A 26454-nucleotide genomic window follows, 5' to 3' on the forward strand; every position below is an offset into this window, starting at 1 on the left:
CGTCGAAATCGAGCCGCCGCGCGGCATATGCTGGGGCGTGTTCCTTCCCCGGTCGGCCGGAGGCGGCCGCCATGATCCCCGGAGACCCGCGTGACCCCGACCATGAGCTATCTGCTGCCGCCGCTGATGCTGGTGGCGTCCAACGTCTTCATGACCTTCGCCTGGTACGGCCACCTGAAGTTCAAGGCCACGCCGCTGCTCGTCGTGATCCTGGTGAGCTGGGGCATCGCGCTGGCGGAATACTGTCTGGCGGTGCCGGCCAACCGGATCGGCCACGGGGTCTACAGCGCCGCTCAGCTCAAGACGATCCAGGAGATCATCACCATCGCCGTCTTCGTGGCGTTCTCCTTCCTGTACCTGAAGGAGAGCATCGCCCCGAGTCAGCTCCTCGGCCTGGCGATGATCGCCGGCGGCGCGGCGCTGGTGTTCTTCAAGCCCTGGGGGTGACGGTGCCCTCCCCCTCTCGTCTTCCTGACCTTGCGCCGGCAAGACGAGAGGGGGATGCGGGGAAGTCGCCTACCGTTTCAGCCGCGCGGCCACCGCCATGATCCGCTCGGCGCGGTCGACGATCGGCTTGTCGATCATCTTACCCTTGTAGGCCACCGCGCCCTTGCCCTGGGCCAGCGCGTCCTTGAAGGCCGCGAGCAGACCCTCGGCATTGGCGATCTCCTCCTCGCTCGGCGTGAAGGCGGCGTTCAGCACCGGGATCTGCGCCGGGTGGATGCCCATCCCGCCTTCCGAGCCGTTGCGCCGTCCCTGCTCCGCGCCGCGGCGGAAGGCGTCGAGATCGCTGAACTCGGCGATCGAACCGGGATAGCCGAGCGGGATGACGCCCGCCTCCCGCGCCGCCAGCCGCACCAGCGCATCATAGGGATCGAGCACGGCGGGGTCAGGCTCCGGCAGGCCGAGATCGGCGGCCATGTCCTCGCCCCCCAGGGTGATCGCCGCCACCCGCGGGCTGGCCTTGGCGATGGCCCGGGCCTCGTGCACGCCCTTGGCGGTCTCCACCAGCACGGCATAGCGCACATGGCCGACCGGCAGGCCCCGCTCGGCCTCCAGCTCGCCGACCACCTCGTCGATGGCGCGGATATGGTCGGCGCTGTCCACCTTGGGCAGGCAGAGCGCGTCCAGGCCCGGGATCACGGCGGCCTCCAGGTCGGCGATCGCCAGCCGCCAGGGCCGGTTGATGCGGACCATGACCTCGACCGTCCCCGCCTTGGCCACGGTGGCGATGGAGCCCGGCAGAGCCGCCCGTGCCTCTTCCTTGCGGTCCGGCGGGATCGAGTCCTCGACATCGAGGATCACCACGTCCGCACCGCGTTCGCCTGCCTTGGCGACGAAGCGGTCGGCATTGGCCGGGACGTAGAGCAGCGACCGCCACAGAGGTGCCGCGCGGGAAGATTCAGCGGTCATCAGATCAGTCCTTTCGCCCGCAGGGCATCGGTTTCGTGGCCGAGTGCGGGCCAGATTTCCTCGTTGTGCTCGCCCAGTTCCGGCGCCGGCGTGCGGAGCTGCGCCGGGCTGCCCGACATGCGCGGGATCACGTTGTGCATGGCGATCCGTCCGGCATCGGCATCCGGCATGGAGACGATGGCCTCCCGGTCGATCGGATAGGGATGTTCGGCGAGTTCGCCCACATCCGGCACCGCACCCACGGTGACGCCCGCCTCCTCGAAGATCGCCAGGTTCTCCGCCTGGGTCCGCTCGGCCATGAAGGCGCCGACGATGGGGTCCAGCTCGTGGCGGTTGGCGACCCGGTCGGTATTGGTGCGGAACCTCGGGTCGTCCACCAGATCGCCGCGGCCGATGGTGCGCAGCAACCGCTGCGCCATGGCCTGCATGGACGCGCTGAGCGCCACGTACTTGCCGTCCTTGCAGCGGTAAACGTTGCGCGGGGCCGACTGGTTCGACAGCGACCCGGTGCGTTCGGGGACCGTCTGCGTGAGGTCGTAATTGGCGACGATCGGGCCCAGCACCGAATGGACCGGCTCGAACAGCGACAGGTCGATCACCTGCCCCGGCCCGTTCTTCACCTCGATCTCGCGGATCGCGACCATGGCGGAGAAGGCGCCGTAGAGGCCGGCGATCATGTCGGCCAGGGCCAGCGGCGGCAGCACCGGCGGCCGGTCGGCGAAGCCGTTCATGGCGGCGAACCCGCTCATCGCCTCGACCAGCGAGCCAAAGCCCGGGCGATGCGACCACATCCCGTCCTGACCCCAGCCGGAGATCCGGATGATGATCAGGTTAGGGTTGCGCGCCAGCAGCACGTCCGGACCGAGCCCCATCTTCTCCAGCGTGCCGGGCTTGAAGTTCTCCACCAGCACCCGCGCCGAGGCGACCAGATCGAGCATCAGATCGATGGCGCCTTCCTGGCGGAAATTCAGGGTCACGCTCTTCTTGTTGCGGCAGATCACCTTCCAGTGGGTCGTGACCCCGGCGGTGTTCCAGGCCCGCAGGTCGTCGCCGCCGTCCGGCTTCTCGATCTTGATGACCTCGGCCCCGTGATCGGCCAGCAGATGGGTCACCGCGTTGCCCGCGACCAGGCGCGACATGTCGAGGACACGAATTCCATCCAGGGCGCCGGGAACGTCGCCCACCCACTCCTTCTCGACGCCACTCATGCGTCCATTTCCTCCAGATTCCGGATTATCGCGGCGGCGGAGAACCCGCCGACCCGTCTCAATCTCTTCAGCTTATGTTTTTCATCCCTGGGCCCGGCGGTCCAGTGCATACCTTTCCACCGCATCCGGATCGAACCGGAAGCCCAGACCCGGCACGTCGGGGATCAGCAGGTCGCCGTCCACCAGCTCAACCTGCTCGCTGAACAGCGGCCGGAACCAGGGCATGTGCTCGGCGTAGCTGATGTTCGACACCGCGCCGCAGATCTGCAGGCAATGCTCGGTGAACAGATGCGGGCTGACCGGCACGTCGTAGGACGCCGCCATGTTGGCGACGCGGATCCATTCGGTGATGCCGCCGACCCGCTCCAGATCCGGCATCAGCACGTCGGCCGACTTGCGCTCGAGCATGTCGCGGAAACCGTAGCGGCCGTATTCGGTCTCGCCGCTGGCGATCGGCGTGTCGATCTCCGCGGCCACCCGGGCCGAGCCCTCCAGGTCGTAGGCCTGCACCGGCTCCTCGAACCAGACCAGGTTGAAGTCCTCCAGCCGCCGGCCGAGGCGGGTGGCATGGGGGACGCTCAGGCCCTGGTTGGCGTCGGCCATCAGGTCCACCTTCGGCCCGATGGCGTCGCGCACGGCGGCGACCCGCTCGATATCCTCGCCGATATCCGGCTTGCCGATGCGCATCTTCATGGCCTGGAAGCCCTGGTCGAGGAAGTCGCGGGCCTGGGCCTGGAGTTCGGGGATCGTCATCGACGCCCAGAGCCCGCCCGAGGCATAGGTCCGCACCCGGTCGCGCCGGCGGCCGAGCAGGCGGGACACCGAGGCGCCGAGCGACTGGCCGAGGATGTCCCAGCAGGCCCAGTCGATCGCGGCGATGCCGAACAGCGACACGCCCTTATGGCCGAGGAAGTTGATCTCGCCCCACATCTCGTCGAACCGGGCGGTGGTGTCGCGCGGGTCCTTGCCGATCATCCGCTCGCCCAGCATCCGGGTGATGGCGTCGAGCACCGGCAGGCGGTGGGCGCCGATGGCCCAGAGATAGCTTTCCCCGGTGATGCCCTCGTCGGTGTCGAGCCAGACCAGCAGGCCGGCCACTCCCTCGATGCGATGGATGGCGGTGCCGATCGGTTTGTCGAACGGAATCTCGATGGCGCGGGTGCGCAGGCCGGTGATCTTCACGGGGGGGCTCCTCAGACGTTCTGGCCGGACGGCAGGACCATGATCCGCGGGATCAGCACCGAGGCCGGCTGCTCCACCGCGAAGACCACCGCCCGGGCGACGTCGGCCGGGGTCAGCGGCTGCGGGACGCTTTGCGCGATCTCCGGGCGGACCTCGTAGTCGCGGTGCAGGTCGGTGCGCACCAGCCCCGGCTCGACCACCGCGACCCGGACGCCGGTTCCCGCCAGTTCCATGCGCAGGGATTCCGCCAGCGCCTCGACCGCGTATTTGGTCGCCGCATAGGGGCCGGCATTCGGCCGGGTCTTGGTGCCCAGCACCGAGCCGGTGAACAGCATGTCGCCGCCGCCCGCCTTCTTCATGTGGCGCAGGGCGGTGTAGGCGAAGCGAAAGGTGGCGTCGATATTGACCCGCAGCATGTCGGACATCGCGTCCAGGTCGATGTCGTCGACCGGGCCGCTGGCGATCAGCCCGGCATTGGCGAAGGCGATGTCCATCCGACCAAAGCGCTTCATGGCGAGGTCGACCAGGGCGTCGGGTGTAGCCGGATCGGCGATGTCGCCGGCCAGCACGTCGCAGTTCGGCAGACGGGCGGCATGGGCCTGCAGGATCTCGCCGCGGCGGCCGTGCAGCACCAGCTTCACGCCGCGTTCGGACAGCGCCTCGGCGGTGGCGAGGCCGATCCCGCTGGTCGCGCCGGTGATGACGGCGACCTTGCCTTCAAGACCGCTCATGGTCCCTCCCTGGGTTTGGTTTGTTCTTTGAGCGGTGCCAGAATGGCCGAGATCAAGGGCTCGTGCCAACGCATGAACTGCGCGGTCTCGGCATCGATCTCGACGCGACCGGTCCGGCGGAAGGCGTCGGCGACCGGATCGAGCCGCGCGGCGAGCTCCACTGCCTCCGGCGACCCCTCCCGGCGCAGGGCGACGATCAGCATGCGCAGACGCGCCAACTCGCGAAAGCCGAGCAGATGGCCCGCGGCGCCGGCGACCATCGGCGGCGTCCACGGCCCCCATTCGGCGCGCAGCCGGTCGCTGACGACCGGGCCGGCCCCGTAGCAGTCATACGCGCGGCAGATCGGGAAGCCTTCCGCCTCCAGGCGCTCGAAGACGGAGCAGCGGAAGTCGTCGTTCAGGTGACAGCAGACAGTATCGGACGCCTTGACGGCCGGAAACCCGGCCGCCGGCTGATGAGCAAGCGCGACGCAGCACAGACCAAAGCACTGGGCGCAGTCAGTCGGCCACCCGCCGTCCTCGGCACCTCTCCCCATGCACCCATTCTAGAGCCAAATCCGACCGTATCGACTCATTTCATGATTCAATACGGTCGGTGAATTTGTCTCTAAAACAATAAGATCGAGCAGGTTCACGCACGCTGACGCGATCACGAAGCGATCCCGTCACCGCACGATCTGCTCTAGGCGGCAGGGGCAGTCGATGGAACCGGTTTCGAAGAGGCGGCGGGACCTCAGCCCATATGCTGCTTGAAGAACTCCAGGGTGCGCTCGCGGGCGATCTCCGCACTCTTCGGCTCGTAGCTGCCGCGGGCGTCGCAGTTGAAGCCGTGGCCGGCCGGGTAGACATGCACCGGCAGGTCCGGATGCGCCTGGCGCAGCTTCTCGACCTCATCCATCGGGATCGCGTGGTCCTGCTCGCCGAAATGGAAGATCACCGGGCATTTCGGCTGCAGGTCGACCAGACCGCCGATGCCGCCGCCGTAGTAGCTGGAGGCGACGGAGAAGCCGTCGAGCTTGGTCGCGGCGAGCCAGGTCAGGGTACCGCCCCAGCAGTAGCCGACCACGCCGACCCGGCCGGCCGAGCGCACGGCATCGGCGGCGGCGGCGATGTCCAGCAGCGGATCGTCGTTGCCGACCTTGGCCCGGATCTCGCGGCCCTCGGTGACATCGTCCTCGTCATAGCCGAGGTCGATGCCCGGCTTGTAGCGGTCGTACAGGGCCGGGCAGATCGCCAGATAGCCGTCCTCGGCAAAGGCGTCGGCCACGCTCTTCATGTGGCTGTTCACGCCGAAGATCTCCTGGATCACCACCAGGCCGCCGCGCGGCTTGCCGGACGGCTGGGCGAGGTAGGCGTCGAACGCGTGCCCGTCGGACGCCTTCAGCTTGAGCGTGTCGGCCATGAAGTTCCCCTCGGATAACTGTGATCAGACGTTGAAGCGGAAATGGAAGACGTCGCCATCCTGCACCACGTATTCGGAGCCTTCCACCCGCATCTTGCCGGCGTCCTTGGCCCCCTGCTCGCCGCCGGTGGCGACGTAGTCGGCGAAGGAGATGGTCTCCGCCCGGATGAAGCCGCGCTGGAAGTCGGTATGGATCTCGCCGGCCGCTTCCGGTGCCTTCGCGCCCCGGCGCACGGTCCAGGCCCGCGCCTCCTTGGGACCGACGGTGAAGAAGGTCAGCAGGTCGAGCAGCTTGTAGCCGGCACGGATCAGCTTGGTCAGCCCCGGCTCGTCCAGGTCCAGGCTGTCCAGGAACTCCCGCTTCTCCTCCGGATCGGTGAGCTGGGCGATCTCGGACTCGATGGCGGCGGAGATCACGACGGCTTCGGCCCCTTCGGCCGCAGCCTTCTCGGCCACCTTGGCGGACAGCGCGTTGCCGATGCCGGCATTCTCTTCCTCCACGTTGCACACGTAGAGCACCGGCTTGGCGGACAGGAGCTGCATCAGCTTGAACTGCCGGGTCTCCTCGGCGTCCAGGTCGGCCAGCATCAGCCGGGCCGGCTTGCCGTCGCGCAGCAGCTCGACCGCCTTCTGGGCCAGCGGCATCAGCGCCTTGGCTTCCTTGTCCTGGCCGCGTACCCGCTTCTCCAGCGCAACGATGCGCTTCTCCAGGCTCTCCAGGTCGGCGAGCATCAGCTCGGTCTCAACCGTCTCGGCGTCGCGGATCGGATCGACCGAGCCGTCCACATGGGTCACGTCGCCCTCGAAGCAGCGCAGCACATGGACGATGGCGTGGGTCTCGCGGATGTTGGCCAGGAACTGGTTGCCCAGCCCCTCGCCCTTGCTCGCCCCCTTCACCAGGCCGGCGATGTCCACGAACTCGATCTGGGTCGGCAGGATCTTGGCCGATTTGGCGATGCGCGCCAGATCGTCGAGACGCGGATCCGGTACCGCCACCCGACCGGTATTCGGCTCGATGGTGCAGAACGGGTAGTTCGCCGCCTCGGCCGCCGCGGTGGCGGTCAGCGCGTTGAAAAGCGTCGACTTGCCCACATTGGGCAGGCCGACGATGCCGCAGTTGAAGCCCATGGGCTCACGCTCCGTCGCTGGCTGGAGTGTCTTTCGGTGTGTCTGTCGTCTTGTCCGGCGCGGGTTTAGCCGGTTTCGGCGGCGGGGGGAACACGGCATGGGCCACCAGGCTCATGAACCGGGCCTCGTCGCCGCGCACCAGCTCGCCCACTTCCCGGGCCACCGCGTCGATCAGGGTCTCCAGCCACGCGCTCCGCTCCACCTTGGCGAAGTCGGAGAGCACGTAGCTGTGGACCTTGTTCTTGTCGCCCGGATGACCGATCCCGAGCCGCACCCGGCGGTAGTTCGTGTCGATATGCCGGTCGATGTCGCGGATGCCGTTATGGCCGCCGGAGCCGCCGCCGCGCTTCAGGCGCATCTTGCCGGGCACCAGGTCGAGCTCGTCGTAGAACACGGAGACCGCGTCCACCGGCAGCTTGAAGAACCGCACCGCCTCGCCGACCGAGCGGCCGCTCTCGTTCATGAAGGTCATCGGCTTCAGGGCCATGACCTTCTCGCCGGCGATCACGCCTTCGCTGGCCAGCCCCTGAAAGCGGGCGCGCCAGGGGCCGAAACTGTGGCGGCGGGCGATCTCGTCCACCGCCATGAAACCGATATTGTGGCGATTGCCTTCGTATTTCGGTCCGGGATTGCCGAGGCCGACGAACAGCAGCATGGGGAATCCTCGCGCTTCGGAAAGATCAGGCTGGTGATGCCATCCGGAGGCTCAAAATGCCAGCGCCCGCGATCCGGGGTCTGGATCGCGGGCGCCGAAGCTCATGCGGAAGGGCGCGGAGATCAGCTCTCCTCGCTCTCCTCCTCGCCCTCGCCCTCGGCCTCGTCCTCGGCTTCGTCCTCAGCCTTGGCTTCCTCGGCGGCGGCAGTCTCCTCGGCATCGGCCTCGGCGACGACGGTCGGCGCGGCGATGGTGGCGACGGTGAAGTCGCGATCGTCGATCACCGGCGTCGAGCCTTCCGGCAGCGCGATGGCGGAGATGTGCACGGAATCGCCGATGGCGAGACCGGTCAGATCAACGACCAGCTTCTCCGGAATGTTGTCGGCGCGGCAGTTCATCTCGACGGTGTGGCGCACGACGTTCAGCACGCCGCCACGCTTCAGGCCCGGGGCCTTGTCTTCGTTGATGAACTCGACCGGAACGTCGACGGTCAGTTCGCTGGTGGCCGACACACGCAGGAAATCGACATGCCAGGCGAAGTCGCTGACCGGGTGCTGCTGCAGGTCGCGCGGCAGGACACGATGGCTCTCGCCACCGACCTTCAGGTCGATCAGGTGCGAGAAGAAGCCCGGCTTTTTCAGAAGCTTGTCGAGCTCGCGCTTCTCCAGCTGAATGGGAAGCGGATCTTTCTTGTCGCCGTAGATAACGGCGGGAACGAACCCCTCGCGACGCGCAGCCCGGGCGGACCCCTTACCGACCCGATCGCGCACGCTGGCGTTCAACGTGGCAACGTCAGCCATGCTAGTCTCCTATGAAAAGCCCGGCCTCCAGGGGTGCCGGGCGGACAAGGCGGGGCGTATAGCGCGAAACCTCGCGCGACGCCACCCAAAACGGCAGCGGCCTGCCGGATCCAGCTCAGTTGAACAGGCTGGAGACCGAGCGCTCTTCGCTGATCCGCTGGATCGCCTCGCCCAGCAGCGGGGCGACGGTCAGCTTGCGGATGTTGTGCGCCACCCGCACCGCCTCGGTCGCCTGGATCGAATCCGTGGTGACCAGCGAGGTCAGCGGCGAGGAGGTCACGCGGGCGACCGCACCGCCGGACAGCACGCCGTGGGTGATATAGGCGTCGGCGGAGATCGCGCCGGCCTGGATCAGCGCCTCGGCGGCGTTGCACAGCGTACCGCCGCTGTCGACGATGTCGTCCACCAGCACGCAGCGCCGGCCGTCCACGTCGCCGATGATGTTCATCACCTCCGACACGCCGGCCCGCTCGCGCCGCTTGTCGATGATGGCGAGGTCGGCATGGATGCGGCTGGCCACTGCACGGGCACGCACCACGCCGCCCACATCGGGAGAGACCACGACCAGCGGCTCGTCGCCGTAGCGCGCCTTGATGTCGTCGATGAACACCGGGGCGGCGAACAGGTTGTCGGTCGGGATGTCGAAGAAGCCCTGGATCTGACCGGCATGCAGGTCGATCGTCAGCACCCGGTCGGCGCCGGCCTTGGTGATCAGGTTGGCGACCAGCTTGGCGGAGATCGGCGTGCGCGGGCCGGACTTCCGGTCCTGGCGGGCATAGCCGTAATACGGGATCACCGCCGTGATGCGGCGGGCCGAGCTGCGGCGCAGGGCGTCGAGCGTGACCAGCAGCTCCATCAGGTTGTCGTTCGCCGGATAGCTCGTGGACTGCACCACGAACACATCCTCGCCGCGGATGTTCTCCTGGATCTCGACGAAGACCTCCATGTCGGAGAACCGTCGGATATCCGCCTTGGTCAGCGGCAGGTTCAGATAGGCGGAGATGGCCTCGGCCAGGGGCCTGTTGGAATTGCAGGCCAGGATCTTCGGGGCGCGTGTCGACATGGACCTACCGACGAGGTAACGGGCGGGGCGAAAGCGCACCCAGGAAAAGCGGCGCGACCTTACCCAGCGTCATCCCGGCCCGCAAGTTAGAAGTCGGTTCGGTTACACCGCTTCCGGGGCATCGGCCGGCCCGTTAACCACCCGGGCCCCCGGTATGAAGGTGTTTGCCATCTCTTCGGCCCGGGCGAGATATCCGTCCAGCGCCTTCATGGTGACCGCCATATCCGGGCTGTCGTCCCGGTGCCAGACCCTCAGAGTCGCGAGCCACACCAGCGCGAGCCCCTTCACCTTCAACGGGCCGAAAGGCGGCCAGGTGCGCTCGCCGACCGCGTCCAGGGTGCGCGCCATGGAGCGGCCCAGGCTCGGCAGGCTGGCCAGGGCCGTGCCCAGATCGCGCGGCAGGCCGTCGAGAATCGACACGAACGCCGCCCGGTTGGCCGACACCACGTCCAGCCGCGCCATCAGCGCCTCGAACAGGCGGTCGCGCACCGGAATCGCCGGGTCGGTCGCGTCCTCGTCCAGGGCGGCCAGCATGCCGGCATCGACCCGGGCCGAGATCGCCGCCAGCAGTCCCGCCTTGCAACGCAGGGTGCGCCGCGCGGTCAGCGGATCGATGCCCGCGCGCGCGGCGGCTCCGGCCAGGGTCACCGACCGCCAGCCTTCGGTTCCGGCGATCTCCAGGGCCGCGTCCGCCAGGAGGTCGGCAGCCGTCGCGGGCTCACCCGCCATGTCGCTTGCGTCTGTCATACCGGTGAATATGTCTCCGCGCGGCCCGGCATCAAGACGCCGGCACCACCAAGCCGGTCTTCCGCGCTCAGCCGGCCAGTTCCTTCGAGCGCGCGGTGGCGGCGGCGATGGCGGCGTCGAAGATCGGCTGAATGCCGGTGCCGTCGGCCATCAGCACCTTCAGCGCCTCGGCCGTGGTCCCGCCCGGGCTGGTGACGTTGATCCGAAGCTGGGAGGCCTCCTCCGAGGACTGCCGCGCCAGCTCGCCGGAACCGGACACCGTCGCCCGGGCCAGACGCATGGCCATGACTTCGGGCAGGCCCGCCTTCACGCCGGCGGCCGCCAGGGTCTCGATCAGCAGGAAGACATAGGCCGGTCCGCCGCCGGACAGCGCGGTCACCGCATCGATCTGGTCCTCGGTCTCGGCCTCGACCGCCTCGCCGACCGCTTCCAGCAGCCGGTGCGCCTGGGCCTTCTGGGCCTCGCTCACATGGTCGTTGGCGACATAGGCGGTGATGCCCCGACCGACCGCGGCCGGGGTGTTCGGCATGGCCCGCACGATCGGCGCCGAAGCCCCGAGTTTCTTCTCGAAATAGCCGATGGTCTTGCCGGCGGCGATCGACAGGAAATAGGCGCCCGACCCGGTCAACCTGGCCAGCGGAACCAGCGCCTCGTCCATCATCTGCGGCTTCACCGCCAGGATCACGACGCCCGGCGCCAGATCGTTCGGCAGGGCCTCGGCGCTGTCATAGACGGTCACGCCGTCGCGCCGGGCCAGATCGCCCATCGCCTGGGCATGGGGCTCCACGACATGCACGCCGCCGGCCGCCTCTCCGCTCTCCAGCCAGCCGGCCAGCATCGCTCCGCCCATCTTGCCGCAGCCGATGAGCACCAGGGGTTTGGACATTTCCTCAGCCTTTTCTTGTCAGCCTCCGTTGAGGAGAGGCTGTCAGGCCTCTCCCGCGACGTCGAGCATGGAGGCGGCCACCGCCTCCTCCGCCGTCTTACCGCCCCAGATTACGAACTGGAAGGCCGGGAAGAACCTTTCCGCCTCGTTCAGGGCGACCTCGACCAGATCCTCCATCTGCTCGACCGACACGCCGCCGGTGCCGCGCACCAGCAGGGTGTGGCGGTACAGCGGCACCCCGTCATCGGAGCCGAGGTCGAAATGGCCGAGCCAGAGTTTCTCGTTCAGCAAGGTGAGCAGCACGCTGACCTCGCGCCGCTTCTCGACCGGGACCTTGCTTTCCAGCAGGCAGGAGAAATGCAGCGCGCCGAGGTCCTCCTGCCACAGGAAGTACAGTCGGTAGTCGCACCAGCGACCGGAGATCTCCACGGCCATCTCGTCGGATCCGGCGCGATCGAAAGCCCATTCGTTGGCCCCGACCAGCTCTTCGAGCAGATCCAGCGGATTCTGATGAACGACGGTGGAGTCGACATAGGTGACCGACATGGCGGAATGGTCCCCCTTTGGCGCGCGAACCGGCGCGTCGGGACAGCCCGGGGTCGGGAAAGAGCGGACGACACTCTGTTCAGGTCGGCCACATCTTGTGGTGTGGGCCGCCGAATCACCACGAGGAATAGCCTCACAAACTGGACTCGCGCATTCAACACAAGATTTTGCGTCAGCGAGATGCTTCACACTCGATATTCAGTGCGCGTTGGAAGCCATTGATATCGGAAGAAAAGCCGTTCGGCGAAAAATCGCGCCTACGCCCGCCGCGGTCGCCGCCACCCCGGCGTGCCGCCGGCAAAGCGGCGAATCACTCGTCTTTCGGCGGGGTATCGTCGCTCTTGGTCTTGCGCGTCGGCGTGCGTCGGGAGGCCGCCGTCGTGCGCCGCCGATCGCCGGCCGCGGCCTTGCGTTTCGGCGCCGGCTTCTTCGTCTCGCCCAGCTTCGCCTCGAGTTCGGCAATGCGGGCTTCCAGGGCCGCCTGCTCGCCGCGCGCCTTGGCGGCCATCGCCTCGACGGCTTCGAACTCCTCGCGGGTGACCAGATCCCGGTCGGCCAGGAAACGTTCGAACTGCTGATGGACGAGTTGCTCGATCTCGGCGCGCACGCCGGCGGCGGCGCTCAGCGCCCCGTTGGCCACCCGGGCGAGATCGTCGAACAAACGGCTGCGGGTCTGCATGGCTCACCTCCTGGATCATGTGGATATGTCACCGGCGGCCCGCGGGATCAAGCACGGGGTTGGCCGGGCCGCAAACCGTTGGGTCATGAGAACGCTTCGTGTAGCGTGTCGCCGAACTGAGATCCGTCCGTGCAGGAGCCTGTCCAAGCCATGATCATCGTCACCGGCGGCGCCGGTTTCATCGGGTCAAACCTCGTCGCCGGCCTGGAGGAGGCGGTAGGCGGGGACATCGTCGTGGTCGACCGGCTGGGCACCGACGACAAGTGGCGCAACGTCGCCAAGCGCGACCTCGCCGCCATCGTGCCGCCGGAGGACATCTTCGCGTTTCTGGACGACCATCGCGGCGACGTGGAGGCGATCTTCCATCTGGGCGCCATCTCGGCCACCACCGAGCGCGATGCCGACCTGATCGTGCGCGAGAACATCGCCCTGCCGACGAAGCTCTGGCACTGGTGCGCGGAGACCCGCACCCGGCTGATCTACGCCTCCTCGGCCGCCACCTATGGCGACGGCGACGCCGGGTTCGACGACGACGACAGTGCGGCGGGTCTGTCCAGGCTGCGGCCGATGAACGCCTATGGCTGGTCCAAGCACGCCTTCGACCGCCAGGCGGTGAAGCTGGCGGCGGCGGGGGTGCATCCGCCGCAATGGGTCGGCCTGAAGTTCTTCAACGTCTACGGCCCCAACGAGTACCACAAGGGCACGATGAAGAGCGTCGTCGCCCAGATCACCCCGAAGATCGCCGCCGGGGAGCCCGCCAAGCTCTTCACCTCGCATCACCCGGACTATCCCGATGGCGGCCAGCTCCGCGACTTCGTCTATGTGGACGACTGCGTACGGGTGATGCTCTGGCTCTTGGAGTCGCCGAAGGTGAACGGCATCTTCAACCTGGGCACCGGCTCGGCGCGCAGCTTCGCCGATCTGGCCCGCGCCGTGTTCTCGGCGCTCGGCCAGGAGGAGCGGATCGAGTTCATCGACATGCCCGAGGCGATCCGAGACCGTTACCAGTACTTCACCCAGGCGCGCATGGACCGGCTGCGCGAGGCCGGTTACCCGGACCAGTTCACCACCCTGGAGGAAGGGGTGCGGCGCTATGTGAAGGGCTTCCTCACCTCCGACGACCCATACCGCTGAGCGCCGGGGAGCGGGCCGGATGCGACTGCTGGCAATCGCCGATCTGCACCTGGCGGGGGCGGTCAACCGCGAGGCGCTGGACGCCCTGCCGCCGCACCCCGACGACTGGCTGATCGTCGCCGGCGACGTGGCCGAACGGATCGACATGGTCGCCGATGCTCTGGCCCTGCTGGCCGACCGGTTCGCGAAGGTGATCTGGGTGCCCGGCAACCACGAGCTCTGGTCGCGGCCCAGCTCGGACGAACCGGTCGGCGCCGCCCGTTACGAGGCCCTGGTCGACCGTGCGCGTGCCCTCGGCGTCGTCACGCCGGAAGACCCCTTCCCGCTCTGGCCCGGCCCGCTGCCGCACGGGGTCGGGCGGTTGGCCGTCGCGCCGATGTTCCTGCTCTACGACTACAGCTTCCGCCCGGACGACGTGCCCCTGGACGCGGTGGTCGAATGGGCGGAGGAGACCCACAACGTGTGCAGCGACGAGATCCTGCTGTCGCCCGCCCCCTTTGAAAGCCGCATCGCCTGGTGCCACGACCGGCTGGCGCGGACGGAGCGGCGGCTGCGGGCGGAAATCCCCGCCGGCACCCGCACCGTGCTGGTGAACCACTGGCCGCTGCGCCGCGACCTCGTGCGCATCCCCCGCGTGCCGCGTTTCACCCCCTGGTGCGGCACGGTGCGGACCGAGGACTGGCACGCCCGCTTCGACGCCTATGCCGTGGTGACCGGCCATCTGCACACGAGACGCACCGACATGCGCGGCGACACCCGCTTCGAGGAGGTGTCGCTGGGCTATCCCCGGCAATGGGACCACGGACGCGGCATCGCCCCCTATCTGCGCACGATCGTGGGCTGAAGGCTGAAGCACGATCGGCGTTTCCGTGGCTTGGCGGGAGGCGACGGACCGCGATAGGCTCGCACACAAACCCACCAAGCATCGACGCCTTTCCAGGGCGCCCGGAGGAAAATTCAGATGAAGATGCGTGCCAGCGTCCTGCGCGAGATCGGGGCAGAGATGCCTTATGCCAAGAGCGTCCCCCTCGCCATCGAGGAGGTGGAGCTGGATCCGCCCGGTCCGGGCGAGATGCTGGTCAAGATCATCGGCGCGGGTCTCTGCCACTCCGACCTGTCAGTGATCAACGGATCGCGTCCCCGGCCGCTGCCCGTAGTGCTCGGCCACGAAGGGGCCGGCGAGGTCGTGGAAGTCGGCCCCGGCATCCGCGACATCAAGGCGGGCGACCCGGTCGTGTTCCAGTTCTCCGCCTCCTGCGGCCGCTGCATCCGCTGCCTGGAAGGCCGGCCGCAGATCTGCGAGGCCCATGCCGTGGCCCGCGCCAAGGGCGACCTGATGGGCGGCGGCAAGCGCCTGAAGGACTCCACCGGCGCGCCGATCAACCACCAGACCGGCGTGTCCTGCTTCGCCGAATACGCCGTGGTCGACCGCGGCTCGGTGGTGAAGATCGACAGCGACATCCCGCTGGAGACCGCGGCCATCTTCGGCTGCGCGGTGATGACCGGCGTGGGGGCGGCCCTGAACGCCGCCCGCGTCGCACCGGGCGACAAGGTCGCGGTCATCGGCCTCGGCGGCGTCGGCTTCTCGGCCATGCTCGGCGCCATTCTCGGCGGGGCGGCCCAGGTCATCGCGGTGGATATCAATCCCGCCAAGCTCGGCCTCGCCCGCCAGCTCGGCGCCCATCACACGATCGATGCCCGCGAGCCGGACCATGTCCAGCAGATCAAGGACCTGACCGGCGGCGGTGTGGACGTGTCACTGGAAGGGGCCGGCGTGATCCCGGCGCTGAAGACCGGCTACGACATCCTGAAGACCGGCGGTCAGCTCGTCACCGTCGGCCTGTCGCCCCAGGGCGCGGACTTCCCGATCCCGGCGGCCGATCTGGTCAGCCGCGAGATCGCCGTGCGCGGCAGCTACATGGGCTCCTGCGTACCGGTGCGCGACATCCCGAAATACCTGGAGGCGTTCCGCCAGGGCCGCCTGCCGGTCGACCGGTTGATCGGCGAGCATGTGGGCTTCGACGGGGTCAATGCCGGCTTCGACAAGCTGGTGTCGGGCGAGGCGGTACGCCAGATCCTCACCCCCCACGCGGCCTGACGCCGCCGCATGCGTCCGGGCCGGGTCGTCCTGGCCCGGACCGGCCCTGCTAATCAGCGCTGCAGGCGCGGCACATTGCCGACCAGCAGCCGGTCGATCTGTCCGTCGGCATTCGCAAAGGGCAGGATCAGCCGCTCCCACTGGGCGTGGAACTGGGCGAGCCGCGACCGGTGGAAGGTGTACAGCGGCTCGCGCCGGATGCAGACAGCCTTGTACGTCGCCATGAAATAGGCCGCGACCAGGGGCGACGGCACGTCCCAGACCCGCTTGCCGGTCATCTCGGTCTTCGAGTAGTCGACGATCCGAGAGCCGTAGACCCGGTAGAGGAAGTCGCTTCCACCGTCCATCGGTTCCATCAGCATGACGTAGCCGAGGGCCGGCACGAGATCCATGGCGTCGATCCCGCTCGACAGCGGCAAGTCATCGCCGCGCTTTCGCTCGATCCAGTAGCGCCGCAGGAACCCCAGGATGTCGCAGGACAGTTCCGCCTGATCCGGCGACCAGACCAGTTCGGGAGCGTTGCTGTCCATGGTGTCGAACAGCCGGTCGAGCTCGCGGCGATCGCCCTCCACCAACCCGGTCGCCACCCGTTCCGCTTCCAGGCGCATGTCGCGCGCCGGAGGCTCGCCGAGAAAGGCACCGGGCCAGCTCTCACGAAGCGCCATAATTGCGTTGTTATCTCGAATGGACACCGACCTACCTGACTCAGATGCCGTACCGACCGGGGCCGCTGCCGCCGGCACAGGCCCGGCAGCTACATGTGGCCTCGCCTGATAACGAGTGACCTTTGATGTGCACCTATGGTTCTTTTTAAAGGTTAAGGCAGATTTATGAAGAAACGGTTAGCCTCGAACGCGCGCAATCGTAGCCGCAGCCCCTCTTGGGGACCCGGCAGGCCTCCAGGCTGTCCGGCACCGAAGCCTCGCGATGGATCACCCAAGGGCGACGTGTAGGGCATGAGGCGCGGCCCGCCCGTCGGTCACCCCCGTGGGCATCTTAGAAAGGATCCGGACGCCTCGGCCTCAGCCTTCGTTGAAGAACGGGTCGGGGGTGGAGGGGTTACGCAGCTTGGCCGCGGCTCCCGCACCGGCTACCGGCAGCCCTGTCGGGTCGATGAGGCCGAGCTGCACCAGCACGTTCGCCTGGTCCCACAGGATGTGCTCATAGGAGACCTTGCCGTCTTCGATGCCGACGATCACCACGAACACAACCTCGACCTTCTTGCCGGTCGGTTCGACCCCCGGAAGCATCCAGTCCATCTTCGTCGTATGACTGAAGGAGATGATGAGTTCGTCGATCAGACGCTCCTCGCTGTAGGTACGCGAGATGGTCTCGAACGTCACGTCCGGCGGGAAGAACTGACCGATTAACCGATTGGCATAGAACGTCCGCACACCATCCGTCCCCTGGCCGCCCACCATCGTCGGGATGTTCACGAGGTGCGGATTCGGGGACATGGTGGCCAGCGTCTTGTCGAGATCGCCCGCCAGCTCGGCGTCCATGTGCGCATTGAAGACAGCATCGAGTTTCTTGATAAGTGCCGGATCGGTCATGATAGGCGCTCCAGTCGCGCTGATTCCGGGAATGACGCTGCCAGCTAACGCTGTGGCGAGACCGGCAACAACGACTCGTCTTTGTTTGTCCATGATGTCTTTTACGCCCACGTCCGAAGTCGTTCCATTAATATATCTGGTATGGATTCTTAACGATATCCGATGGATTTTTGCAAAACAGTAAAGACAGGTAGTAGACGGTGAGCCTTCCCCAAGTCGATCGGGCCGGCTGTGCAAAGGGCGACCGGGATGGTCTTAAGGCCGGCGGGCGTACAGACTGCGATCTCGATGCGGCCGTCCCAGGGCCGCGGGATCGGGCATGTAGCCAGCCGGCTCGGCTCCGGTTGGGGGGCCTCAGGCAAGCCCTCGACGCATGAGCGCGTGCTTGATCGGCGTGACGCGGGACAGCATGCCCAGCCCCACCTGGCGCGCCAGACGCCCCGGAAGCGACGTATCGGTGGCCACCCCGGCGAGCATGCCCACCGCCGCCAGACGACCGGGCAGGTCGAAGCGGCGCCGGCGGGCATAGCGGGAGAGCACGTCGCTGCCGCCGATATCGCCACCCGTGCGCACCGCGTCGCTCAGCACGTCCGCCAGGGCCAGCACGTCGCGCACCGCCAGGTTCCATCCCTGGGCGCCGATGGGGGGAACGGTGTGGGCCGCCTCCCCGACCGCGACGACGCGGCGACGGACGGGTGCGGGCGCCCAGCCAAGCGACACCGGAAAGACGACCGGCGGCGCGGCCAGGCGGATCGCGCCATAGGCCGGCTGGCGCATCCGGGCGGACGCCTCGATCGCCGGGGCGCCGGCGGCCGCGAGCCGCTGGATTTCGGCGGTCGGGGCGATGGAGATCAGCGAGCCCTCCCGGCCTCCGACCGGGATCACGGTGATCGACCCGGTATCGTCATAGCGCTCGATGCAGAGCCCCTGATGGGGGGCGTCCAGTTCGACCGGCGCGCAGAGGGCGCTCAGACCGAGCGGCCGCCGCCACATGCGGATGCGCGCCGCCTCGCGGGTCGGCGAGCGGACGCCATCGGCGGCGATCGCCAGCCGCGCGGAGATCTGGGCGCCACCCTCGGTGAGGACGGAGACACGGCCGGGACCGTGACGGACCCCGACGACCTTGTCTTCCACCCGATGCGCCACCGGCATGAGCGCGACGAGATCGCCGATCGGCAGGTTGAGGGCGAGATAGGGGGTGTCGACCTCCGCCGCCGAAAACCGCTCCGCGGTAAGCCCGAACGGTCCCACGGATTCGATGAGCATCGTAGGCAGCGGCGTCGCCTTCGGCCGGACGTCGATCCTGAGGCGGTCTAGGCCCTCGACGCTGGACGGCAGCAGGGCCGTGGTGCGCGGATCGGTCCCGTGCGCGTTCGCGGGTGCAACGACGACGGCATCAAGGCCCAGCGCGCTCAGGACCCTGTAGGCGAGACGGCCGGTAGGCCCGTCTCCAACGATGACTGCGTCGACCTGCATCCGTGCGCTCGCGTCCCGAACTATCCGTTTCGAGGGATATGGGTCCGGGATCCGCGGGAGCAAAGGTCTGGTCGACGTCCACGATCTATCGATCGACGGCGGGAACGGTGTCCGAATCGATCAATCGGGCCGGATATCGATCGGAGGCTATGTGCCTGTCGCACATAAAAAAACTGCCGGGAACACGAGGTTCCCGGCAAGTTGAACAGGGAGGCTTCACGTCTGGGAGACGTTGATCCTATCATTTCATGGCGTATCAACACGTAAGGCCTTGACGATATATACCCTGTAAACCCATATGCTTATGGATCAAGCCGTCTCAGTCTGGTCCGTCAGATTTCATCAACGCTCACAGATTTACGGACCAGAGACGGACCAGAAGCTGGCCAGGAGCCACCCATGTCCGTCACCGACACCACCATCCGCCGCCTCATTGCCGTGGCCAGGACCTCCGGCGCCGACCAGGCCATCCGAGATGACCGTGTGCGTGGCCTGGAGCTTCGGGTGCAGGGGGGCAGCGGTACCGCCTCATGGTCCGTCAGGGCCAACGTGAAGGGCGGCCAGCGCGTCCGTGTAGACCTGGGCGAATACCCCGCTCTAGGCCTCGCCAAAGCCCGCCAAGAGGGCGAAGAAAAGAAGGTGATCGCCCGCAAGAGCATCGACCCCCGGCCTCAGCCCGCACCCCGGCCCGTACTCACGCTGAAACAGGCGGTGGCCAAGTTCCACGACGACAGCACTAAGCGCTCTCGCGACCAGGAGAAGCGTCGCTTCGAGTTGCATGTGCTGGGCTTCGAGAAGCTGGCGGAACGCGATGTGGCGACCATTGAACGGAAGGATGTGGCGCGGGTTCTGGCCCATGTCCGTAACACCAAAGGCCTACCCGCCGAAGCCAACCGCGTTCGGGCCTCTCTCTCTGCGCTGTTCAACTGGTTGATCCAGGAAGGCGAAGCCGATCACAACCCCGTCGCTGGAACTCAGAAGGCCACGGAGCCAAGCTTGAAGCGCCAGCAGGAGGGGACTGCCCGCACCCTCTCCCTAGACGAACTGGCGGCCATCTGGCGGGCCGCAGAAGCCGACACCTCGGTTAACGTCTCAGCCCTCTTGCGATTGCTTCTACTGGTACCCCTTCGACGCCAGGAGTGGACGGAGGCTCGATGGGGCGAGGTTACGACCGAAGGCGAGCGCACATTGCTTTCTATCCCCGCCGACCGGATGAAGGGGAAGCGACCTCACGCCCTCCTCCTCCCTCCGACTGCCGCCTCGATCCTGAGCACAATGCCCCGCGTTGGCGACGCGGGCTGGATCTTCACCGACAAGGGGAACAAGGCCTTTGCCGGCTGGCGCAGGGCCGCCGCGCGCATCTCCAAAGCCGCAGACCTCGCAGCGCCATGGACAGTCCATGATATCCGGCGGGGGGTGGCCACGGCCATGGGCGAAGCCGGTATCGCAGAGAGCACCATCGGCCGCATCCTCGCCCACTCCCCCCGCACCATGATGGGGGTAACCGCGACCTATGAACGCTCACAGCGCCTGGACGAAACCGGCGCGGCCCTGCGGCGCTGGGAAAACGTGCTACTGGCCAGCGTGGCCAAGTCTCAGGTGGCGGGCAACGTCGTACCGATTATGAAGGCCGGATAAAAAAACTCGACTCAACAAAATTCAGGACGATAGCCCCGCTGACCTCCGCTTAGTGAACGGGTGGAGCGGGCGCCGACAGGGCGCCTGCATTCACACCCTGGAGGTAGGCCATGCCCACCGTTCAAACGTACCTGACTATCGAAGAAGCCGCCAACGCTGCCCGCATCAGCAAACCCACCCTGTACCGCCGCGCGAAAGAGGGTGGGTTGAAAATCACAAAGCTGGGGCACCGCTCCCTGATCTCTGCCGCCGACTTCGAGCGTTGGATGGCTGGCCTGCCGACCAAGGACGACGCGCAGGCGGCCTGACCCTCGCCAATGAAAAAGGCCGGGGTTCACCCTCCCCGGCCTCTTCCTTAATCGTCGCTCGAAAGCGCACCATACTCCAGCAGTCCTAATACTAGGACGATTGTACGGTATGTGCATCCTCAATGAAGGACCGGGCGACCTCTCCGAGAGGATGAGACCATGACGCCCACCAATGCACTCAATGACCACTCCGCCCTCGAAGCATCGGCCACAGACCGCCTCTCTGAAGCCGATACCCCTCAGCGCCCCCAGGAAGCCCACGGACAGCCCCTAGAGCCCGGCACCGCCCCTACTGCCCAAATGGCGACGGAAGCCGCCCAGAAGTCTCCTAGCACCGCGCAGGCAGACGTGAGCGACCCCCCCGCTCCCTCCGCAGGGCACCACCCTGACCCGAATGACCTGGATCAGGAACTGGTGGACTCATTTGGTCGACTGCTCACCCGGCTCGGCAAGGTCATGGCCCCCGATGACCAGGGCATGGCTGTATGGGGAATGAAGGCATTCGACGGCCGTTGGGAGCCCCTGCCGCCGCTCCTCCCCAGCGAACTACCGAAGGTCAACCGTGGTGCGGTCAAAAAAAGTTTCGATCCAAAGCATCGACTCAACGTCTACTTCCGATACCCACTTTTTTGCGGCGAAGCGCCTACTGGCACTGAAAAGGAAGCGGTTGCGGTCCCCGCTCTCGTCTCGGACTTCGATGGTGGGACTTGGACTGTGGAGCGCGTCCGCGACGCCCTCACCCTCCCTCCGTCGTTCATTGTCGAGACCAGCCCCGGAAACTTCCAGGCCCACCTGATCCTGGACCGACCCGTTGGCGTGGCCACGGCTCGATACTTCGCTACCCGGTGGAACAACCCCAACAGCGGCGTCGACGGGGCCAGCTTCAAGCCGGTCCAGGCATGGCGGCTTCCGGGCTCCATCAATTGGGGCAGCAAAGACAAGGTCGCAGGGCATCCCGACACCTACCCCTACCAAACTCATTTAGTTTGGAGCCCCAACAACGCGCTGCCTGACGAAGTAGACCCCGCGTCGGTCGAAGTTTTGTTGGAGCTCTGGGGTGACGCGCCGTCCTCGCCGGCGACCTCCCCCCTGCCACGAGCGACAGGCTCCGATAGGTCCGAGACCGGGGGAGGATCGGACGGAGGGGGTGGGGTGATCGCCAACACCGACGCTCGTTGTAAAGCGCAGCGCCTTCTGGGGGTTCTGCGGGAAGGCGAGCGACTGAACAAGCCGGTCTTTGAGGTGCCAGATGATCGTGCTGTATGGATCGCGGGTGCCACGGGTATCAAGGCCGAATGCGGCGAGCACGGCCGAGAGTTCTTTCATGCGTGGTCCGCTCTCTCCGACAAGTACGACCGGGAGGAAGCTGACCACCAGTGGGACACCCTCAACCCCAACGGCAGCAAGGGGGTGGGGCACCTCTTCGATCAGGCACGGGCCAATGACTTCTATTGGTCGACAGAGGGAATTCCGATTGGGCCAGGGGCTCTGAACGGAATTCAGGAGATGGTCAGAATGACTGTGGCCAACGTCGAGGCCATGGTGGCTGGTGGCAGCCATAATCAGAACGACCAACCATCCACCGAAGGCGAGGCCTTACTCAAGACGCACACAATCGCTGACATGAAGTCCATGGCGCGGAGCGGTCATAACACCGACCTGGTTCAAGGGCTCCTATTCAAGGGGACCGTCGCCCACTTATACGGCTCCTGGGGAAGCGGTAAGACTCTGGTTGCTAGCCACTTGGCCGAGTGCGTGGCCAGGGAGCGTCCCTGGTTCGGCAAGGAAGTCCGGGGCGGCGCGGTGCTAATGCTTGTTAGCGAAGACTCTGAAGGCCTCGGCTGGCGACTGGTCGCGTCGGGCGCCAGCGAGGACAACGATCATCTGCCCATCCGCTTCGCGGCAGCGGACAACCTATTCTGTGTTCCGTCTCTTGATGCTGCCGAAATGCTGACCGCTTTGATCAAGCGTGAGGCAGAGGATATTGGCCGTCCGGTCCAACTCGTCATCCTTGACACCCTTCTGGCTGCCGCACGCGGCGTGGACCTCAATTCGATGGAGGAGATGGGCAAGATTGAAGGCCTGCTTAAACAAGTGGCCCACAACACCAAAGCCTGCGTCTTGGTCGTACACCATTCTGGCAAGGACCAGGGGCGTGGCATGCTGGGCTCCATTGTGGCCAACACCAACAGTCAGACGGTCCTCAAGGCGGAAGCGAAGAATGGGCGCCATTGCGTCCATGTGGAAAAAAATAAGCGCGGCCCTCAGGGCTACGACCTTGGGCACTTCGAGATTGACGCTTTAAATGTGGGTGAGACCGAGTGGCATAGGAGAGACGGCACGGTGATCAAGTCTACGGTGACCGCTCCAGTACTCCGTGAGGCCGACTCACTGGCAGGTACACCCGGTTCTACAGTCCTCAGTGATCAGGCAAAATTGGTTCTCGAAGTGCTCAAGGGCCTAATCCAAGCCAACGGCGTCCCCATCCAAGTTGGACCTCTGACACTACCCGCAATCCCTGTGGCCGAGGCAAGGCAACAGGTGATCGAAAAGCTGCGGTCCGAACAGGGGATGAAAGACGATGCAGCGCGCCAAGCTTGGCGGCGTTCCTTGGATAGGCTTGCCCCCGATCACATTGGCCAGCATGAAGACCACCTGTATCTGGCGGAGTGACATCCGTGACATGTCACGGACATGTCGGACATTGTCGCGAGGTGCTGGCTGTGACGGACATGGACACCCCCCTTAAGGGGTGTCACATGTCCGCCCACCTGTCCCCACCTCTGGTGTCCAGCAAAGAGGCTGAAGGCCTTCAACCGATCACAGGTACATCTCCGGTGTATCCCTCTGTTTGGCAGCTTCGTCTTTAATCACGGCCACCTGGGCTGATCTGCCGACCTCGAAGGCCATGCGGATCGCCTCCAACCGGGTCGGGGCCGGCACCTTGGGGTCGGTCATCATGTCATCCAGGGCGGAGATGGCAGTGCCAACTAGGGCAAGCCCATCGCGGGCCATGTGTTTCAATACCTCATGGCGGAGTTCTGGTTCCTCCAACAGGCCAGTGGCCATCAGAGCGTCAGGTACCGCCTGCCCAGTCGAAAGGCCGGCCTCCTCATAGGCTTTGGCTATGTCACGGGTCTGAGCGTAGACCTTCGCAAAAGTCCGCTCCTGATCAGTCAGAAGTCGGCCAACTGTGGGCCTACCAAGGCTGGCTGCCCGGAGGGAGGGGGGGGGGGCTGTAAAGGGGCCGGAGGCTGCGTCCTGCTTTAGTTCGGTGGCCATGGGTTGGTTCTCCAAGGTGTGTTTCTTCGAACGCCTAAGTGGATCACCAGAATCCCAGGCGGATCGTCCAGTAACTGCGGATGATTTGAAAGACATCGAGCTAGTCGGGGCTTCGATACCCCAAAGGGGTACGCGTCCAATCATTTGAAACTATTTATGAAGTTTCAAATCACTCACCCAGGCACGGCTGACCACAACTAAAGCGCCCCGACCCGGAGACTCACTCGGTCTCGAGCATCATATACCCCTAGCCCCATATCAGCAGCGGCCGCCAGTTTGGTGTCTATGCAGCATGCCGGAACACGCCATATCGGCCCTGTCGCGCGAGAAGACGGCGGTCTAGATTGGAGGACATATGCTCTTATTTGCTTCTCAAGGCGCAACTCACTAACAACGGAATAAGGCGGTAGGGCACGACATATACCCAGCTTGTGGACCGGCATGCCGATATCGGCTTGGCCCAAAAAGGGGTGGATACCCACATTAACTATCGCACCGAAAATTCACTGCTGCTTTCATGGTGCAATGTCCGGTCGCTATTGGTTGCTCATCATTGCCCTTGGGGGATGCCTAGCGGCATCGGGAACGGCTTTTTCACAAGAGCCTGAGGCCCGGCAAAAGGAAAGTGAAAGCCAAAGCGATAACCGTAACGCCGAACAGGTTGAGCAACAGTCCGCACAAAAAGCTAATCAAGGAACCAGCCTCGTTGCTGTAGATCTTCTGGAGCGCATCGCTGTCGCGCTTGAAGCCATAGGCACAGACCCATATGCTGAAACGACTCAACAGCGTGCAGAGAAGGATTTGCACGCTCAGAGCGATATGGCCTACTCGGCTAAAGCGATGGCCATCATTGCTGCTGTACAGGCCCTCCTTACTTTCGTCGGCATATGCTATTTACATTGGACCTTGGCAGCGACAAACGCAGTCACGAAAATTGGACAAGCACAAATCAGTCCATACACAAGAATACGTGAATGTATTTTTCATTTTTATTCTCCACAGGCACATCCATACATTACAGTTATAGCACAGAATGACGGATACTCTCCGGCGCGTAACTTTAGGTGGAATGTAATTATTGAGTATAACACCAAAGAAAAAATGTCCCTTCGAGGAGAATTTAATAAAAAATGGAAAGAAAGCCATGGACCCTCCGTTCCACCAGATAAAACCGGAATAAAGGAGAGCTGCATGGTGCCAAATATGTCAATTGATAATTTTGCCGGAAAAAATAAACATGTCGTTGTTAGGGGAAAAATTGTATTTGTTTCTGAAGATATATTTAGAAATGTAATTTATGGGGAGCAATTTTTTTCTGGACTAGCAGTCAAAAATGACGACCCACATTCCTTTGGGGGCCTTATGGCGAACAAATACTGGGTCTGCAATGTTCAACTTTCTGCTAGGTTCAGCGACTGGCAAGATTGATACCTGCGCGTCCTCGTTCTCGAACACCACCCAAGTCATCCGAATATGAGGGTAAGCATCAGTCTCCGAGCGAGGTGCACTTGCTACCCAATACTCGGCTCACGGCAACATCTCGGGAAATAGAGGGTTGCCCCTACCGCGCCACCAATGGACCCAGCAGACGTCCTAGGCCTTTCCAAAGTTGGGCCACGCCGGCGGTCCTTGATGCCACTTCAGCAATCTCGAACAACAATGTCCAGGACACGCTCCACCACATCCGGCCGCTACTTGTGACCGAGATTGAGGCCATTGAAGCCGTCGCGGCCGGCGGGGACAGCTAGAGGCCCGGCAAGCGGAGCACCGCCCCTACTTACAACTGATCGCGCCCGTAAGGCCCACGGAACAGGCCTCCAATGCCGTCTCCATGATCTGCTCGATATCGTCGGCGTTCAGTTGGGTCACGTTTCTTGAAAACCGACCTGAGAACTGCGCCGTGGCCACGGCTGCCGACCCGATCATCAAGCCCAGAACGACGCCTGCCAAGCACTTCATCTACACCTCCATTGTGCGGACAAACCGCAGCAGGCCGCCAAGACCAACCTAAAGCATTTAGAAATTGCCCAAAACTACCGGGCCACCAGATCCCCCTCCGGCCAAAGCCATCGGCGGGGGCAACCCCTGTGCCCCCCCCTTTTTTCGAAATGCGGGGGTACCGCCCAGCCGCAGTTGATGAGGGGTGAGGATCGGGATGGACGGGGTGGGAGCCGGCGAACCGTCCAATCTAGAGCATTTTCGCACCTGAGGGAATCGTAGGGGATTCCGTTTTTGGCACGAATCTGATTCACCATCATGGCTGGGGATTGGAGGCCAGCCATGATGACGCGAGCCTTTTCCGATGACCTTCGAGAACGTGTGATCCAGGCGGTCGAGGGCGGGATGTCCCGCCGTGCGGCGGCAGAGCGCTTTGGCGTCGGTGTGTCGACCGCGATCAAATGGGTGCAGAAATGGCGATCGACGGGGACCTGGTCAGCACGTCCGATGGGCGGTGATCGGCGATCTGGTCGGATCGAGGCCGTTGGCGACGAGATTCTCGATCTTGTTGATGCGCGCCCGGACAT

Annotated in this window: 28 protein-coding genes; 9 read left to right on the forward strand and 19 right to left on the reverse strand. The window is 65.2% G+C overall.

Annotated features, from left to right (window positions below; translation table 11 throughout):
- Nucleotides 1-90 precede the first annotated feature (90 nt).
- Nucleotides 91-447 (forward strand): DMT family protein, encoded by a 357-nt coding sequence (locus tag BLS34_RS05040; protein WP_245701916.1) that lies wholly within the window; start codon nucleotides 91-93, stop codon nucleotides 445-447.
- Between the two features lie 69 nt (nucleotides 448-516).
- Here the strand turns inward: BLS34_RS05040 and BLS34_RS05045 are convergent, their stop codons facing one another.
- The 14 genes from BLS34_RS05045 to BLS34_RS05110 all read right to left on the reverse strand — a co-directional run bounded on the left by BLS34_RS05045 (nucleotide 517) and on the right by BLS34_RS05110 (nucleotide 12440).
- Entirely contained in the window at nucleotides 517-1413 is an 897-nt protein-coding gene (locus BLS34_RS05045; RefSeq protein WP_093148611.1) for an HpcH/HpaI aldolase/citrate lyase family protein, read from the reverse strand.
- Entirely contained in the window at nucleotides 1413-2621 is a 1209-nt protein-coding gene (locus BLS34_RS05050; RefSeq protein ID WP_038013845.1) for a CaiB/BaiF CoA transferase family protein, read from the reverse strand. Before BLS34_RS05050 ends, BLS34_RS05045 begins: the two co-directional genes overlap by 1 nt.
- 81 nt (nucleotides 2622-2702) lie before the next feature.
- Complete coding sequence (locus BLS34_RS05055; protein WP_093148612.1) at nucleotides 2703-3803, reverse strand: mandelate racemase/muconate lactonizing enzyme family protein; 1101 nt, start codon at nucleotides 3801-3803, stop codon at nucleotides 2703-2705.
- Between the two features lie 11 nt (nucleotides 3804-3814).
- Complete coding sequence (locus BLS34_RS05060) at nucleotides 3815-4534, reverse strand: SDR family oxidoreductase (RefSeq protein WP_093148614.1); 720 nt, start codon at nucleotides 4532-4534, stop codon at nucleotides 3815-3817.
- Nucleotides 4531-5070, reverse strand: a complete 540-nt coding sequence (locus tag BLS34_RS05065; protein ID WP_028793714.1) for a hypothetical protein — start codon at nucleotides 5068-5070, stop codon at nucleotides 4531-4533. The genes BLS34_RS05060 and BLS34_RS05065 overlap by 4 nt, the downstream gene beginning before the upstream one ends.
- 197 nt (nucleotides 5071-5267) lie before the next feature.
- Nucleotides 5268-5936 (reverse strand): dienelactone hydrolase family protein, encoded by a 669-nt coding sequence (locus BLS34_RS05070; protein ID WP_028793713.1) that lies wholly within the window; start codon nucleotides 5934-5936, stop codon nucleotides 5268-5270.
- 24 nt (nucleotides 5937-5960) lie between these two features.
- Nucleotides 5961-7064, reverse strand: a complete 1104-nt coding sequence (gene ychF, locus BLS34_RS05075; protein ID WP_093148616.1) for a redox-regulated ATPase YchF — start codon at nucleotides 7062-7064, stop codon at nucleotides 5961-5963.
- A 4-nt stretch (nucleotides 7065-7068) separates the two neighbouring features.
- Entirely contained in the window at nucleotides 7069-7719 is a 651-nt protein-coding gene (gene pth, locus BLS34_RS05080; RefSeq protein WP_093148618.1) for an aminoacyl-tRNA hydrolase, read from the reverse strand.
- 122 nt (nucleotides 7720-7841) lie between these two features.
- Nucleotides 7842-8519 carry a 50S ribosomal protein L25/general stress protein Ctc gene (locus tag BLS34_RS05085; protein WP_028793710.1) on the reverse strand — a complete coding sequence of 226 codons (678 nt, stop codon included), beginning with the start codon at nucleotides 8517-8519 and terminating at the stop codon, nucleotides 7842-7844.
- 115 nt (nucleotides 8520-8634) lie between these two features.
- On the reverse strand, nucleotides 8635-9582 hold the full coding sequence (locus BLS34_RS05090) for a ribose-phosphate pyrophosphokinase (protein ID WP_028793709.1): 948 nt from the start codon (nucleotides 9580-9582) through the stop codon (nucleotides 8635-8637).
- A gap of 102 nt (nucleotides 9583-9684) precedes the next feature.
- Entirely contained in the window at nucleotides 9685-10329 is a 645-nt protein-coding gene (locus BLS34_RS05095; protein WP_139189095.1) for a hypothetical protein, read from the reverse strand.
- A 67-nt stretch (nucleotides 10330-10396) separates the two neighbouring features.
- The gene (gene proC / locus BLS34_RS05100; protein ID WP_093148620.1) at nucleotides 10397-11215 is read right to left on the reverse strand and encodes a pyrroline-5-carboxylate reductase; all 819 of its coding nucleotides are present in this window, start codon (nucleotides 11213-11215) and stop codon (nucleotides 10397-10399) included.
- A 42-nt stretch (nucleotides 11216-11257) separates the two neighbouring features.
- The gene (locus BLS34_RS05105; RefSeq protein ID WP_028793707.1) at nucleotides 11258-11761 is read right to left on the reverse strand and encodes a type III secretion system chaperone family protein; all 504 of its coding nucleotides are present in this window, start codon (nucleotides 11759-11761) and stop codon (nucleotides 11258-11260) included.
- 310 nt (nucleotides 11762-12071) lie between these two features.
- Nucleotides 12072-12440 (reverse strand): accessory factor UbiK family protein, encoded by a 369-nt coding sequence (locus tag BLS34_RS05110; protein ID WP_038013840.1) that lies wholly within the window; start codon nucleotides 12438-12440, stop codon nucleotides 12072-12074.
- A 150-nt stretch (nucleotides 12441-12590) separates the two neighbouring features.
- Between BLS34_RS05110 and rfaD the strand changes: the two genes are divergently transcribed.
- The 3 genes from rfaD to BLS34_RS05125 all read left to right on the forward strand — a co-directional run bounded on the left by rfaD (nucleotide 12591) and on the right by BLS34_RS05125 (nucleotide 15672).
- Nucleotides 12591-13574 carry an ADP-glyceromanno-heptose 6-epimerase gene (gene rfaD, locus BLS34_RS05115; protein WP_093148622.1) on the forward strand — a complete coding sequence of 328 codons (984 nt, stop codon included), beginning with the start codon at nucleotides 12591-12593 and terminating at the stop codon, nucleotides 13572-13574.
- Between the two features lie 19 nt (nucleotides 13575-13593).
- Nucleotides 13594-14418 carry a metallophosphoesterase family protein gene (locus BLS34_RS05120; RefSeq protein WP_093148623.1) on the forward strand — a complete coding sequence of 275 codons (825 nt, stop codon included), beginning with the start codon at nucleotides 13594-13596 and terminating at the stop codon, nucleotides 14416-14418.
- Nucleotides 14419-14535: 117 nt separating this feature from the next.
- The gene (locus BLS34_RS05125; protein ID WP_175474100.1) at nucleotides 14536-15672 is read left to right on the forward strand and encodes a zinc-dependent alcohol dehydrogenase family protein; all 1137 of its coding nucleotides are present in this window, start codon (nucleotides 14536-14538) and stop codon (nucleotides 15670-15672) included.
- 53 nt (nucleotides 15673-15725) lie between these two features.
- Here the strand turns inward: BLS34_RS05125 and BLS34_RS05130 are convergent, their stop codons facing one another.
- The 3 genes from BLS34_RS05130 to BLS34_RS05140 form a co-directional block, all read right to left on the reverse strand.
- Nucleotides 15726-16337, reverse strand: coding sequence for a PAS domain-containing protein (locus BLS34_RS05130; protein ID WP_093148627.1), 612 nt, complete (start codon nucleotides 16335-16337; stop codon nucleotides 15726-15728).
- 357 nt (nucleotides 16338-16694) lie between these two features.
- Nucleotides 16695-17225: a nuclear transport factor 2 family protein gene (locus BLS34_RS05135; protein WP_038013835.1), complete on the reverse strand. Its 531-nt coding sequence runs from the start codon at nucleotides 17223-17225 to the stop codon at nucleotides 16695-16697.
- A gap of 354 nt (nucleotides 17226-17579) precedes the next feature.
- Nucleotides 17580-18701 carry an FAD-dependent monooxygenase gene (locus BLS34_RS05140; RefSeq protein ID WP_093148629.1) on the reverse strand — a complete coding sequence of 374 codons (1122 nt, stop codon included), beginning with the start codon at nucleotides 18699-18701 and terminating at the stop codon, nucleotides 17580-17582.
- Between the two features lie 399 nt (nucleotides 18702-19100).
- Between BLS34_RS05140 and BLS34_RS05145 the strand changes: the two genes are divergently transcribed.
- The 3 genes from BLS34_RS05145 to BLS34_RS05155 all read left to right on the forward strand — a co-directional run bounded on the left by BLS34_RS05145 (nucleotide 19101) and on the right by BLS34_RS05155 (nucleotide 23320).
- Entirely contained in the window at nucleotides 19101-20339 is a 1239-nt protein-coding gene (locus BLS34_RS05145) for a tyrosine-type recombinase/integrase (protein ID WP_093148631.1), read from the forward strand.
- 110 nt (nucleotides 20340-20449) lie between these two features.
- Nucleotides 20450-20647, forward strand: coding sequence for a helix-turn-helix domain-containing protein (locus BLS34_RS05150; protein WP_093148633.1), 198 nt, complete (start codon nucleotides 20450-20452; stop codon nucleotides 20645-20647).
- Between the two features lie 159 nt (nucleotides 20648-20806).
- Nucleotides 20807-23320 carry an AAA family ATPase gene (locus BLS34_RS05155; RefSeq protein WP_093148636.1) on the forward strand — a complete coding sequence of 838 codons (2514 nt, stop codon included), beginning with the start codon at nucleotides 20807-20809 and terminating at the stop codon, nucleotides 23318-23320.
- Between the two features lie 147 nt (nucleotides 23321-23467).
- On the opposite strand, the gene BLS34_RS25270 is transcribed toward BLS34_RS05155, so the two are convergent.
- The gene (locus tag BLS34_RS25270; protein WP_139189097.1) at nucleotides 23468-23716 is read right to left on the reverse strand and encodes a hypothetical protein; all 249 of its coding nucleotides are present in this window, start codon (nucleotides 23714-23716) and stop codon (nucleotides 23468-23470) included.
- 654 nt (nucleotides 23717-24370) lie between these two features.
- Here BLS34_RS25270 and BLS34_RS25275 point away from each other — a divergent pair.
- Nucleotides 24371-25357: a hypothetical protein gene (locus BLS34_RS25275; RefSeq protein ID WP_175474101.1), complete on the forward strand. Its 987-nt coding sequence runs from the start codon at nucleotides 24371-24373 to the stop codon at nucleotides 25355-25357.
- A gap of 345 nt (nucleotides 25358-25702) precedes the next feature.
- Here BLS34_RS25275 and BLS34_RS05170 read toward each other — a convergent pair whose 3' ends face one another.
- Nucleotides 25703-25888: a hypothetical protein gene (locus tag BLS34_RS05170; RefSeq protein ID WP_093148642.1), complete on the reverse strand. Its 186-nt coding sequence runs from the start codon at nucleotides 25886-25888 to the stop codon at nucleotides 25703-25705.
- Nucleotides 25889-26209: 321 nt separating this feature from the next.
- On the opposite strand from BLS34_RS05170, the gene BLS34_RS05175 reads away from it, so the two are divergent.
- A partial coding sequence (locus BLS34_RS05175; RefSeq protein ID WP_175474102.1) for a helix-turn-helix domain-containing protein occupies nucleotides 26210-26454 on the forward strand: 245 nt, incomplete at its 3' end.

Origin of the sequence: Thalassobaculum litoreum DSM 18839, assembly GCF_900102465.1 — a bacterium.
GTDB lineage: Bacteria > Pseudomonadota > Alphaproteobacteria > Thalassobaculales > Thalassobaculaceae > Thalassobaculum > Thalassobaculum litoreum.